10 protein-coding genes and 1 pseudogene are annotated in these 12,399 nt (G+C 62.7%); 5 read left to right on the plus strand and 6 right to left on the minus strand.

The genetic code is table 11. The annotated features are described in order from the left end of the window. Positions 1 to 239 precede the first annotated feature (239 nt). From C8C99_RS15725 to C8C99_RS15745, 5 genes are all read left to right on the plus strand, one after another. The gene (locus C8C99_RS15725; protein ID WP_108626248.1) at positions 240 to 2,525 is read left to right on the plus strand and encodes a nitric-oxide reductase large subunit; all 2,286 of its coding nucleotides are present in this window, start codon (positions 240 to 242) and stop codon (positions 2,523 to 2,525) included. Between the two features lie 71 nt (positions 2,526 to 2,596). Beyond that, positions 2,597 to 3,025 carry a hemerythrin domain-containing protein gene (locus tag C8C99_RS15730; RefSeq protein WP_108626249.1) on the plus strand — a complete coding sequence of 143 codons (429 nt, stop codon included), beginning with the start codon at positions 2,597 to 2,599 and terminating at the stop codon, positions 3,023 to 3,025. A 292-nt stretch (positions 3,026 to 3,317) separates the two neighbouring features. Next, a complete protein-coding gene (locus tag C8C99_RS15735) occupies positions 3,318 to 5,336 on the plus strand; it encodes a ribonucleoside triphosphate reductase (RefSeq protein ID WP_108626250.1) in 2,019 nt (672 codons plus the stop codon). A 92-nt stretch (positions 5,337 to 5,428) separates the two neighbouring features. Next, positions 5,429 to 5,632, plus strand: coding sequence for an anaerobic ribonucleoside-triphosphate reductase (gene nrdD, locus C8C99_RS15740; protein WP_108626251.1), 204 nt, complete (start codon positions 5,429 to 5,431; stop codon positions 5,630 to 5,632). Continuing rightward, positions 5,607 to 6,314 carry an anaerobic ribonucleoside-triphosphate reductase activating protein gene (locus tag C8C99_RS15745; RefSeq protein WP_233247242.1) on the plus strand — a complete coding sequence of 236 codons (708 nt, stop codon included), beginning with the start codon at positions 5,607 to 5,609 and terminating at the stop codon, positions 6,312 to 6,314. Before nrdD ends, C8C99_RS15745 begins: the two co-directional genes overlap by 26 nt. Before the next feature lie 154 nt (positions 6,315 to 6,468). Here C8C99_RS15745 and C8C99_RS15750 read toward each other — a convergent pair whose 3' ends face one another. From C8C99_RS15750 to C8C99_RS15775, 6 genes and pseudogenes are all read right to left on the minus strand, one after another. Further along, positions 6,469 to 7,320 (minus strand): hypothetical protein, encoded by an 852-nt coding sequence (locus tag C8C99_RS15750; RefSeq protein WP_108626252.1) that lies wholly within the window; start codon positions 7,318 to 7,320, stop codon positions 6,469 to 6,471. Between the two features lie 119 nt (positions 7,321 to 7,439). Further along, a pseudogene (locus C8C99_RS15755) lies at positions 7,440 to 8,131 on the minus strand (HRDC domain-containing protein); the annotation flags it as partial. A gap of 171 nt (positions 8,132 to 8,302) precedes the next feature. Continuing rightward, positions 8,303 to 8,746, minus strand: a complete 444-nt coding sequence (locus C8C99_RS15760) for a DoxX family protein (protein WP_108626253.1) — start codon at positions 8,744 to 8,746, stop codon at positions 8,303 to 8,305. Positions 8,747 to 9,057: 311 nt separating this feature from the next. Further along, positions 9,058 to 10,917 carry a DNA helicase RecQ gene (gene recQ, locus C8C99_RS15765; protein WP_108627200.1) on the minus strand — a complete coding sequence of 620 codons (1,860 nt, stop codon included), beginning with the start codon at positions 10,915 to 10,917 and terminating at the stop codon, positions 9,058 to 9,060. A 254-nt stretch (positions 10,918 to 11,171) separates the two neighbouring features. Further along, positions 11,172 to 11,768, minus strand: coding sequence for a hypothetical protein (locus tag C8C99_RS15770; protein WP_056643349.1), 597 nt, complete (start codon positions 11,766 to 11,768; stop codon positions 11,172 to 11,174). A gap of 9 nt (positions 11,769 to 11,777) precedes the next feature. Continuing rightward, complete coding sequence (locus C8C99_RS15775) at positions 11,778 to 12,359, minus strand: hypothetical protein (RefSeq protein WP_056643345.1); 582 nt, start codon at positions 12,357 to 12,359, stop codon at positions 11,778 to 11,780. Between the last annotated feature and the right edge of the window lie 40 nt (positions 12,360 to 12,399).

The raw sequence follows: 12,399 nt of genomic DNA on the forward strand, positions 1-12,399 counted from the left end.
GGTGAATTAAACCCTATTTGCAAATGGTGAAAAAAACCATGACCGCTGTAAGTGGTTGATTTGATGGGCTTGTGGCCCTGGCCTGGCGCTTGCAATGTAGGTCGCGACACCGACTCACTCGTTCAGAAAAGCCATGACCACAAGACCCCGACCCCCGGCGGCCCCCTGCGCGGCCCGCCGTGCTGCCAGCGTGCGCTGGCGCCGTCCCGTTGTTGTTCAGTTCCAGCAGGAGGCCCGCCATGGGTAACTATCGCAAGCTCTGGTTCACGCTGATCGGCGTGCTTATCGTCACCTTCAGCCTGCTGGGCTACTACGGCGCGGAGGTCTACCGCACCGCGCCGCCCATCCCGGCCAAGATCGCCACGGCGGGGGGCGAGGTTCTCTATACCCACGACAGCATTCTCGACGGCCAGACCGCCTGGCAGTCGGTGGGGGGCATGCAGCTGGGCTCCATCTGGGGCCATGGCGCCTACCAGGCGCCCGACTGGACGGCCGACTGGCTGCACCGCGAGCTGACCAACTGGCTCGACGTTGCGGCAGAGCGCGCGCACGGCAAGCCTTTTGCAGACATCGACACCGCTGCCCAGGCCGTGCTGCGCGACCGCATGAAGACCGAGTACCGCACCAACACCTTCAACCCCGATACGGGCGTGGCCACGGTGTCTTCGACACGGGCCGACGCGATCGCCATGACGGCGCTGTACTACGATCAGCTCTTCAGCGACGCGCCCGCACTGCACAAGTCGCGTGAGCATTTCGCGATGAAGGAAAACACCCTGCCCAGCGCCGAGCGGCGCGCGCAGATGATGGGTTTCTTTTTCTGGACGGCCTGGGCTGCCGCGACAGAGCGCCCCGGCAGCGTCGCCACCTATACCAACAACTGGCCACACGAGCCACTCATCGGCAACAAGCCCACCGCAGAGAACATGGTGTGGTCGGTGATGAGCGTGGTCGTGATGATGGCGGGTGTGGGCTTCCTCGTCTGGGGCTGGTCCTTCCTGCGTAAGCACGACGAAGTGGAGCCCACGCCCCCCCAGCATGACCCGCTTGCACGCGTGCCGCTCACGCCCTCGCAGCGCGCTTTGGGCAAGTACCTGTTCCTCATCGTCGCGCTGTTCAGCTTCCAGGTGCTGCTGGGCGGTTTCACCGCGCACTACACGGTGGAGGGCCAGCAGTTCTATGGCATCAACGTGTCGCAGTGGTTCCCGTATTCGCTGGTGCGTACCTGGCACATCCAGAGCGCGCTGTTCTGGATCGCCACGGGCTTTCTGGCTGCAGGCCTGTTCCTCGCGCCCCTCATCAATGGCGGCAAGGACCCGGCTTATCAGAAGCTGGGCGTGGACATCCTGTTTTGGGCGCTGGTCGTGGTGGTCGTGGGCTCGTTCGTGGGCAACTACCTGGCCATCGCGCAGATCATGCCGCCCGAGTGGAATTTCTGGCTGGGCCACCAAGGCTATGAATACGTGGACCTGGGCCGCCTGTGGCAGATCGGCAAGTTCATCGGCATCGCCTTCTGGCTGGTGCTGATGCTGCGCGGCATTGTGCCGGCGCTGCGCACACCCGGCGGCGACAAGAATCTGCTGGCGCTGCTGACTGCGTCGGTGGTGGCCATTGGTCTGTTTTACGGCGCGGGCTTCTTCTACGGCGAGCGCACCCACCTGTCGGTGATGGAGTACTGGCGCTGGTGGGTGGTGCACCTGTGGGTCGAGGGCTTCTTCGAAGTCTTTGCCACCACGGCGCTGGCCTTCATCTTCTCGACCCTGGGTCTGGTGTCGGTGCGCATGGCCACCACGGCCAGCCTGGCATCGGCCTCGCTGTTCATGCTGGGCGGCGTGCCCGGCACCTTCCACCACCTGTACTTTGCAGGCACCACCACGCCCGTGATGGCGGTGGGCGCGGCCTTCAGCGCACTCGAAGTCGTGCCCTTGGTGGTGCTGGGCCACGAGGCCTGGGAACACTGGCGTCTGCAGCACCGCGCGCCCTGGATGGCCCGCTTGCGCTGGCCGCTGATGTGCTTCGTGGCCGTGGCCTTCTGGAACATGCTGGGCGCGGGCGTCTTCGGCTTCATGATCAACCCGCCCATCTCGCTGTACTACGTGCAGGGCCTGAACACCACGCCGGTGCACGCCCATGCCGCGCTGTTCGGGGTGTACGGCTTCCTGGCGCTTGGCTTCACGCTGCTGGTGCTGCGCTACATCCGGCCGCAGCTGGTGTTCAGCGAGCGGCTCATGAAGACGGGCTTCTGGTGGCTCAACGCCGGCCTGGTGCTGATGATTGCCACCAGCCTGCTGCCCATCGCGCTGTTCCAGTTCCACGCCAGCGTGAGCGAAGGCCTGTGGTACGCCCGGGGCGAGGAATTCATGCAGCAGCCTTTCATCCAGACATTGCGCTGGGTGCGCACCTTCGGCGACGTGGTCTTTATCGTTGGCGCGCTGGCCATGGCCTGGCAGGTGGTCAGCGGCGTGTTTGGTTCGCGTGCCCCGGCTGCATCGGCAGGGGTTTATCTGGCGGAGTCCCGCCGCTGATCCGCGCCGCACTGCCGCCACCACCCCCCCGCGGCAGCGCTGGCTATCCATCGATCCCACAAGGAGTGAACATGAACCTCGACAAATTCAAGCACCAGCACACCGACATCCTGCGCAGCATCGCGACGCTGCGTGCCCTGGCACAGGCGGGCGTGGAAGCCAATGCCAGCGCCATTGCGCAGGGCATCGTGGCGATGAGCGGCACCATCAAGCTGCACCTGGCGGTGGAAGACCAGGTGCTGTACCCCGCGCTGCAGCGCGGTGGCAACCCCGAACTGGCCCGTCTGGGCCGCCAGTACCAGAGCGAAATGGCCTCGATTGCCAGCGCCTACGACGCCTTTGCGCGGCGCTGGAATACGGCCGAGAACGTGCGGCGCGATGCCCAGGGCTTTCGCAACGAGGCCAACGTGGTGTTGCGCCGCGTGTTCGAGCGCATGCAGCGCGAGGACCATGACTTCTATCCCCGCATCGAAGAGGAAGAAACCGCCGGCTGCCATTGAGCGAGAGCGCAGCCCGTCCGCAGCGCAGCAGCCCCGCAGCCCCATCACAGCAACCCGCCTTTTCACCGCGCGCTGCGACCACCCACTCCTCGTGCGCCAGCGTGTCACCGCACGCTCCCCCATCCATCGGTAGGGCCTGACGGCACCTCCCTTTTGCCGGCCTTTGTGCCGGCTTTTTTTTACCCCTGCTTACCGCTGCGTTTGTGCTGGGTCAAACTACCTATAGTGTCTGGTGGGTATCGTAGACACCATAGGTAGTGTTTTTAATCCATTCCACTGATTGGTCGAACCCATGGTGCCCACCCTTGTCACCCTGCTCCGCGATGTTGTGCAGCGCAGCGGTCAGCGCGTTCCTTTTGACGCCGAACGCATCCGCGCTGCACTGGTCAGCGCCGGGCAGGCCTCGGGGGAATACGGCGATGAGGAAGCCGCGCTGCTCACCGCCCAGGTCACCAAGGTGCTGATCCACCGCTTTCATGGCGAGGCGCCTACGGTCGAGCAGATCCAGGACGTGGCCGAGCAGACATTGATCGCCGCCAACCACCTGGCTACGGCCCGCGCCTACATCGTCTACCGCGAGCAGCACGCCACGCTGCGTGCCGACAAGCAGACCTTGGTGGATGTGGAAAGCTCCATCAACGAATACCTCACGCGTGCTGACTGGCGTGTGAACGCCAACGCCAACCAGGGCTACTCCCTGGGCGGCCTCATCCTCAATGTGGCGGGCAAGGTCACGGCCAACTATTGGCTCTCGCACGTGTACACGCCCGAGATCGGCAAGGCGCACCGCAGCGGCGATATGCACATCCATGACCTCGACATGCTCAGCGGCTACTGCGCAGGCTGGTCGCTGCGCACCTTGCTCAATGAAGGGCTCAATGGCGTGCCCGGCAAGGTCGAAGCCGGGCCGCCCAAGCACATGAGCTCGGCTGTGGGACAGATCGTGAACTTTCTGGGCACGCTGCAAAACGAGTGGGCGGGTGCGCAGGCGTTCTCGTCGTTCGACACCTACATGGCGCCGTTCGTGCGCGTGGATGCGATGGACTACGCCGCCGTGCGCCAATGCATCCAGGAGCTTGTCTACAACCTCAACGTGCCCTCGCGCTGGGGCACGCAGACACCGTTCACCAACCTCACCTTCGACTGGACCTGCCCCGAGGATCTGCGCGAGCAGGTGCCCGTGATCGCAGGCCAAGAGATGCCGTTCGCGTATGGCGACCTACAAGAGGAGATGGACCTCATCAACCGCGCCTACATCGACGTCATGACCACAGGCGACGCCAAGGGCCGCGTGTTCACCTTCCCCATCCCAACGTACAACATCACCAAAGACTTCCCGTGGGAGAGCGAGAACGCACAGCTGCTGTTTGACATGACGGCCAAGTACGGCCTGCCGTACTTCCAGAACTTCATCAACTCGGAGCTGGAGCCGAACATGGTGCGGTCCATGTGCTGCCGTTTGCAGCTCGACTTGCGCGAATTGCTCAAGCGCGGCAACGGCCTGTTCGGCAGTGCGGAGCAGACGGGCAGCCTGGGCGTGGTGACGATCAACTGCGCTCGCCTGGGCTACCTGCATGCGGGCGACGAAGCGGGTCTGTTCGCCGCGCTCGACCGCCTGATGGAGCTGGGCAAGCAAAGCCTGGAAACCAAGCGCAAGCTCATCCAGCGGCTCATGGACCAGGGCCTGTTCCCCTACACCAAGCGCTACCTGGGCACGCTGCGCAACCACTTCAGCACACTGGGCGTGAACGGCATCAACGAGATGGTGCGCAACTTCACGCACGACCAGCACGACATCACCAGCGACTGGGGCCACCAGTTTGCGGTGCGCCTGCTCGACCATGTGCGCGAGCGCATGACGCAGTTCCAGGAAGAAACCGGCCACCTCTACAACCTGGAGGCCACGCCCGCCGAGGGCACCACCTACCGCTTCGCCAAGGAAGACAAAAAGCGCTGGCCCGCCATCCTGCAGGCCGGCATGGCGGAGCAGCCGTACTACACCAACTCGTCGCAGCTGCCCGTGGGCTTTACCGACGACCCGTTCGAGGCGCTGATGCGCCAGGAGGCGCTGCAGCCCAAGTACACCGGCGGCACCGTGCTGCACCTGTACATGGGCGAGCGATTGTCCAGCGGCACAGCCTGCCGCGACCTCGTCAAGCGTGCGCTCACCCGCTTTCGCCTGCCGTACATCACGGTCACGCCGACGTTCTCCATTTGTCCCACGCATGGCTATTTGGCAGGCGAGCACCCGTTCTGCCCCCGCTGCGACGAAGAGCGCCTGGCGGCCAAGTGTGCGCGCCTGGCTGCATGAGTGGAGTAGAGCAGGGCGGCAGAGACCCTGGCGCCTTTTGATCAGGTCTCTATTGCTATCAAAACCATAGTCTTTCAACCAAGGAGCATTTCATGAGTCATTTTTCGTCCGCAGAACACACCGCCCTGTCCGCCGTGCAGCTCACCGACGACGAACGCCAGCCCTGCGAAGTCTGGACCCGCGTGATGGGCTACCACCGCCCGGTGGCCAGCTTCAATACCGGCAAACGCGGTGAGCACGCCGAGCGCCGCTTCTTCTCCGAGCACACGCGTGGTTGCAGCATCAGCGCCTGCTGACGCAGCGCCTGGGCCAGCGCTGCGCCTGGGCGGCTTCACGCCGCTGACCACCATCGACTTCCCTGGCCGCCTCGCGGCCGTTTTCTATTGCCAGGGTTGCCCCTGGCGCTGCGGCTATTGCCACAACCCCGAGCTGCTGGACGCCACCGCGCCGCCCGCGCTGCCGTGGGAGCGCGCGCTGGCCTTTCTGGAAAGCCGCCGGGGCCTGCTCGACGGCGTGGTGTTCTCAGGCGGCGAGCCCAGTTTGCAGGCTGCGTTGCCCGCCGCGCTGGCCGAGGTGCGCGCCATGGGCTTTGCCACCGGCCTGCACACCGGGGGCATGTACCCCGAGCGACTGGCCGGTTTGCTGCCGTTGCTGGACTGGGTGGGGCTGGATATCAAGGGGCCCCTGCATTGTTATGACGCCATCACACGCGCAACGGGTAGCGGTGTGAAGGCCTATGAGTCGTTGCGTCGCCTCCTCGCCAGCGGCGTGGCCCACGAATGCCGTACGACTTGGCACGCAGGTCTTTTTAGCCAGGATGAACTGCTGGAATTGGCCGCATTTCTGGCTGGCCAAGGTGTGAAACATTGGGCCGTGCAGGAATGTCGTACCCCGGAGGCGGGATCGGCCGATTTAGCGTTTTTGCGAAGCACCCGGATCAACCGGGACTTTGTCTCCCTGACAGTTCGCTCTTTTTGAGCGTCAGCTCGTACAGTGGACGGCGCAGCTTTTTACCCGGTGACGTTACGAACTCGCAAGACCTGACGCTGGCGCGATACCGATATTGCACTTACCTTGGCCTGTGCAGGTGCCTCCGAGCGAGACACCTGTACAGGCGCAATGGATGATGGACTTAGTCCGATGCGCCCTGCGCTGCCAATTGGCTCAGCTGGCGCTCCAGCTCCGTCAAGGTGGGAGCGGTTTGCTCTGAGTCCTTGAACACTATGCCCGTGCCGATACCCGAAGGTGTCGTCAAACGTCGGATTGAAACCAACTGATCGGTCAGAGCGGCGCTCGAGTTCAACATTCGACCCTCGCCCTCATTGACGCTGTAAGCGAACCAGTATCCACGTTGCAGTTGGCCCTGTGCGTTTATCTTCGCGCATAGCACGGTGCCGGCCATGCTGCCGCTCACTTGGTGCTCGCAACCGAACAGGCCATCAGAGGACGCCACGACACCATTGCCCGTGCTGGTCGATGAGCCACTCACAGTCAAATTGACGGCCTCGGTCGTCAGACCCAATGACCCCATGGAAGTGAAGTTCCAGATGCCTTTGAGGCTGGAGGGCGCGAATGGGTAACCGAAATTGAAGCGTGAAATGGCAACCTCTCCCTCATTGGGGAAAGTGATGAACCCGGTAGTCCCAGACGTAAAACGGATGCTCACGTTGCCAGGGCTTCCTGCCGCCGCGCCTGACCGTGCACCGCTACCAAAATAGCGACCACCGGTGTATTTGGTCAAAGGTGCGGTCACCTTGTTGTCAACGACATCCCCGACAACCAGATAGAACGTCGATTGGCCACTGTTTTCGTACGCATACATCTGCATCACCAAGGTGGTGTTTTGCACATCGATACCAAAGCCGCGCCCGGGTTTGCCGTCCAATTCGGAAGTGACAACCCACGTGCCAGCCTGGGGTGAGAAGGCATGCACTAAGCCAGCGCCCATGAACAACGCTGTCGCGGCCAATTTCTTGAAAAACATGGAGGTCCCTCTCTCTTGTCTTGAAGCGTGAAGTAATTGCTGAAGTAGCGAGGCGAATGTATCGGAAATGCGGGGTATGTAACAAGATAACTTTTGCCCCCGGTCATATTCGCGTGGGTCTAGCTCTTCTCCACAACCCCCAGCACCTCCGTCCCATACGCTTCCAGCTTCTTCGCCGCCATGCCGCTGATGCCCGGCAGCTCGTCCAGCGATGCTGGGTTGCGCCCGGCAATGGCTGCTAGGGTGGCGTCGTGGAAGATCACATACGCTGGCAGGTTGTGCTCGCGCGCCCCTTCGGCGCGCCAGGCCTTCAGGTTGATGAAACTCATCTGCGCGTTGGGCCCCAGGTTGGCGGCGCGGCTGGTGGCGCGCTGCTTTTACGGCTGCGTTTGGCGGGAGCCGGCGACACCGATTCGCGCAACTGCACCGGCACCTCTCCGCGCAGTACGGCGCGCGAGCCTTCGGTGAGGTACATGGTGTCAAAGCTGTGGTCGCTGTCCAGCATCACCTTCTGCGGGCCTGAATCGCACAGTGTGGCGGCCAGTTCTTCCACACGTTTGCGCGACTGGCAATACACAACGCCGGCCTTGTCCGCGTGTTCGGGCTCGATGAAGCGCAGCAGCTGGGTGGTGGCGTCTTTCTTTTCCTCGATGCGGAAGCGGATGTTGGGCCGGTAAAAGCTGCAGATGAACAGCCGCGCGTCTTCGAGCTGCAGCCGCTCGATGATGTCGGCACGTGTGAGGTCTTCTGGTCGCCAGCGGTGTGGCGCACGAGTGCCGCACCACCTGGCATGCCGGACTGTTCCCGACCGAGGGACTGTAGGTGCTGGGCAATACGCTGGCCAGCGCAGGGGCCAAGCTGTGGAAGGTGCAGCCCTGCAACCTTGCGGACGATCCCGCGGCGGCGCGCCCATAAAAAAGCGACCAGGGCAGCTACGTCGTGTCGTAAGCCGTCCTGGTCGCGCGGGGGGCAAGCGCTGGCTTCAGCTGCGGCCGGGCACCCAGCCGAGCAGGCCTGGTTCCTTGCGCCATGCGTCGGCAAAAACCACCAGGGAGGCCACAGCCCAGAACACCAGGTATTCCACCCCGGACTTGTTCCAGTACCAGCCCACACCATTGACGATCATGATCGCGCCCGCTGCCACCACCATCAGGCCGGCGGACATCAGCGCCGCATACTTGGTGAACACGCCCAGCAGTAGCGCCACCCCTACCGCCAGTTCCATGCAGCCGGACAACACCACAAACACCTCCGGCGGCTGGAACCCGGCCTTGCCGAAGAACACCACGGTGCCTGCAAAGCCGACGATCTTGGACAGCACATGGGGCAGGTAAAAAAAGCCCACGAGCATGCGCAGGGCGCGCATCAGGGGATCGTTCGCCTCCCGGGAGGCGAACGAGGAAGCAGTGAGTGGGAGCGATGACATGATGACCTCGACAACGGTGCACCTTCCACGTGCGAGGCGGCGAGACCTTTTGGGCCTTGCCTGGCAACCCCGTTCATCCAGAAGGTGAAGTCAGTGTATTGGTCGCAGATTTGTTGATAAATCAGGCGACGCAGAACACACTGGTGCGCCATTGGTGTTGATATTGTTTTCAATGCTTGATGCATATCAACCACGGTGGGTGCCTGTTGCGCTGGTGTTTTGTTGGCCTTCACGGCGAGGCGTGCATGCAGGCATGCACGCTGTCCTGCGGCGTTTACGTTTGGCCGATGCTCCTCTTGCCCCACGGCCTTCTAGGTGCCTGTGCAAACCCTCAGCACCTCCGTCCCATACGCCTCCAGCTTCTTCGCCCCCATCCCGCTGATGCCCTGCAGGTCGTCCAGCGACGCCGGGTTGCGCTCGGCAATGGCTGCCAGGGTGGCGTCGTGGAAGATCACATACGCCGGCAGGTTGTGCTCGCGCGCCACCTCGGCGCGCCAGGCCTTGAGGTTGATGAAGCGCACTTGCGCGTCGGGGCCCAGGTTGGCGGCGGCCGCTGGGGGGGCGCTGCCCTTGCGGGTGCGCTTGGCCGGTGCGGACGACACCGATTCGCGCAGCTGCACCGGCACCTCGCCCTTGAGCACCGCGCGTGAGCCCTCGGTGAGGCACAGCGTGTCGAAGCTGTGGCCGCTGTCCAGCATCACCTTCTGCAGGCCGAGGGCGCCAGTGGCGATCAGCTGGCGCAGCACGCCGCGCAGCTGGGGCTCCGATAAATCGGCGCCAATGCCGAAGGTGGAGATCTTCTCGTGCCCGAACTGCGCGACCTTCTCGGTTTTTTTGCCGCGCAGGATGTCCATGATGTGCCCCGTGCCAAAACTGATGCCGCTGGCCTGGTTCACGCGGTAGATGGTGGACAGCAGCTTGCGGGCGGCATCGGTGGCATCCCACACCGCGGGCGGATTCAGGCAGTTGTCGCAATTGCCGCACGGCGTGGACTGCTCGCCAAAGTAGGCCAGCAGCCGTACGCGGCGGCAGTCGGTGGCCTCGGCCAGCGCCAGCAGGGCGTCGAGCTTGCCGCGCAGCGCCTGCTTAAACTCCTCGCCCGCCGGGCTCTCGTCGATCATGCGGCGCTGGTTGACCACGTCGTTCAGGCCGTAGGCCATCCAGGCGTCGGCGTTCAGGCCATCGCGGCCCGCGCGGCCGGTCTCCTGGTAGTAGCCCTCGATGTTCTTGGGCATGTCCACATGCGCCACAAAGCGCACATCGGGCTTGTCGATGCCCATGCCGAACGCGATGGTGGCCACCATCACGATGCCTTCCTCACGCAGGAATCGGTCCTGGTTCTTCTGGCGCACCTTGGTGTCCAGGCCCGCGTGGTAGGGCAGGGCCGTCAGGCCAGCGTCGCTCAGCGTGGCGGCCAACTCTTCCACCCGCTTGCGCGACTGGCAATACACCACGCCGGCCTCGCCCGCGTGCTCGCGTTCGATGAAGCGCAGCAGCTGCGTGGTCGCGTCCTTCTTCTCGACGATGGTGTAGCGGATGTTGGGCCGGTCAAAGCTGCTGATGAAAAGCCGTGCGTCTTCGAGCTGCAGCCGCTCGATGATGTCAGCGCGCGTGAGTGCATCGGCTGTGGCTGTGAGCGCGATGCGTGGCACACCCGCATAACGCTCGTGCAGCACGGTGAGTGCGCGGTACTCGGGGCGAAAGTCGTGGCCCCACTGGCTCACGCAATGCGCCTCGTCGATGGCAAACAGCGAGAGGTGCCCACCCTGGTACAGGCTGTCCAGCAGCCCCAGGAAGCGCGGTGTGTTCAGCCGCTCGGGCGCGGCGTACAGCAGGGTGATGTCGCCCGTCTGCAAACGCAACTCCACATCCTGCGCCTCGTCAAAACTCAGGGTGGAGTTGAGAAACGCGGCGGAAACCCCCGCCTCGTGCAGCGCGCCCACCTGGTCGTGCATCAACGCGATCAGCGGCGAGATCACGATGGTCACCCCGCGCCCCTGCTGCTGGCGCACGATGGCCGGCACCTGGTAGCACAGCGACTTGCCGCCACCCGTGGGCATGAGCACCAGCGCGTCGCTGCCTGCGATTACATGCTCGACGATGGCCTGCTGGGGGCCGCGAAACTGTTCGTAGCCAAAAACGTCCTGCAAAACGGAATGGGCAGGGGACAGTGCGGGGGACAGGCGAGAGGACAAGCGGATACTCTGAAATTGATAGCTACTAGCGCGCTTTGATAGTGAGCTAGGGGCGATCTGTCTGATTCTTCGGTAAGCAGTGACTACTGCTGACAAGGCTTATTGTGCGCCGCTGCCATCTCCTGGCACTTTGAGAACGTGTTGGGATTCCGATATCCGCGCTGCCGGTGGCGGAGCGAATCCTTGGCTCTCCACCTCGGCCCCCATAGGGCCGAGGTTACAAGGTCAGGTTATTTTGCAAGTGCCGTTGACTGACGCAGCGCTACGATAAGTTTCGCCAATGCGTCATCGCTCGCTCTGACGGCTGCCAACGAGAAGTTAGATTTGAACTCGGAGAATTCCGCTTGACCGCGTCCTTCCACCCGCAGCGAATCCAGCGTCTTACCTTGCATGTCCTTGATTTGGCAGGACAGCGTCACTGTGAAAACCGTGGGCGGCCACGTCAACGCGCTTTCTGACGAGGAGTTGGTGGTGATCTCTGGAGTAATCAGCAGCTGAATGCCACTGGCACTCAACTCCGCTGCATCGGTTGGATTGTTGATTTTGGCGACATCGCGAAACACTACCCCCAGAGCCTTGTACAGGCCAGGCTCTAGATCCCGATAGGGAAAGTAACGCACCTTGTCGCCGCCTCCGCCCGGTGTAGTGACTTCCAGGGCTTTGGACGCCGCCGAAATGTGATAACCCGCTTTTTTGTCCAGCATCGGCTTGTCCGCCGCAGGTTGGACAGTGGCCAAGTTGGGTGCCATGGAGATGGGATGCGCGCAGCCCCCCAGGGTGAGGGCCAACACTACGCTGAGCGACAAGAAAACAATGCGCTGGTACATGTTGTCTCCTTATCGTTGCTTGAGAGAGGCAACGAAGTCCGGATCAGCAAACAGAGCCCCCAAGAGGTCTTGCACCATCAGCGGATAGTTGTTTGCGGCCTGAGGGATAGCGACAGCGCCAGCGAATGCACCTTCCCACTGTCGTGTGATCTTCTTGACCTTGTCGTACCGAACTTCCGCCCCCTTCTTCACGACAAATTGCGCCTCCAACTGCCCATCATTGGTTTGGATTCCACCCGCATTGATGTTGTTGTGCAGCAGGGTGCCTGACACTTCGACAGGGGAGTTGGGGGCGTGCAGCTTTGCCAATTCGAGCTCGGAACGCAGAGCCGCTGCAAGATAGTCGCCATAGTTTTTGCCCACAGGCGACACCATGGAAGAGGCTCTCAGGGATATGGCGTCCGCGCTTTGCATTCCTGGCTTGGTGGCGAACGTGCCAACCTTCACCTCAGAGGATGAAGTTTTCTTCAGTCGCTCTACGTTGTCTACCGACGGTGTGTAGTTGGGCGCAGGTCCAGCGCAACCGACCAAAAAAATGCAGGCCAAAGCGGCCAGCGGCAGTGCAAGAAAAATTGGGCGTTTCGATGCCATTAAATAGCCTCCCTCTCATTGAAAATTTGGATTTGTCGGC

This window comes from Acidovorax sp. 107 (assembly GCF_003058055.1).
In the GTDB taxonomy this organism is placed as follows: Bacteria; Pseudomonadota; Gammaproteobacteria; order Burkholderiales; family Burkholderiaceae_C; genus Acidovorax.

Bases quoted from the DNA above. Each gene is read 5' to 3' on its own strand.
- C8C99_RS15750 (WP_108626252.1), bottom strand. From the start codon at position 7,320: ATGTTTTTCAAGAAATTGGCCGCGACAGCGTTGTTCATGGGCGCTGGC.
- C8C99_RS15725 (WP_108626248.1), top strand. From the start codon at position 240: ATGGGTAACTATCGCAAGCTCTGGTTCACGCTGATCGGCGTGCTTATC.
- C8C99_RS15760 (WP_108626253.1), bottom strand. From the start codon at position 8,746: ATGTCATCGCTCCCACTCACTGCTTCCTCGTTCGCCTCCCGGGAGGCG.
- C8C99_RS15730 (WP_108626249.1), top strand. From the start codon at position 2,597: ATGAACCTCGACAAATTCAAGCACCAGCACACCGACATCCTGCGCAGC.
- C8C99_RS15770 (WP_056643349.1), bottom strand. From the start codon at position 11,768: ATGTACCAGCGCATTGTTTTCTTGTCGCTCAGCGTAGTGTTGGCCCTC.
- C8C99_RS15775 (WP_056643345.1), bottom strand. From the start codon at position 12,359: ATGGCATCGAAACGCCCAATTTTTCTTGCACTGCCGCTGGCCGCTTTG.
- nrdD (WP_108626251.1), top strand. From the start codon at position 5,429: ATGAGTCATTTTTCGTCCGCAGAACACACCGCCCTGTCCGCCGTGCAG.
- C8C99_RS15735 (WP_108626250.1), top strand. From the start codon at position 3,318: ATGGTGCCCACCCTTGTCACCCTGCTCCGCGATGTTGTGCAGCGCAGC.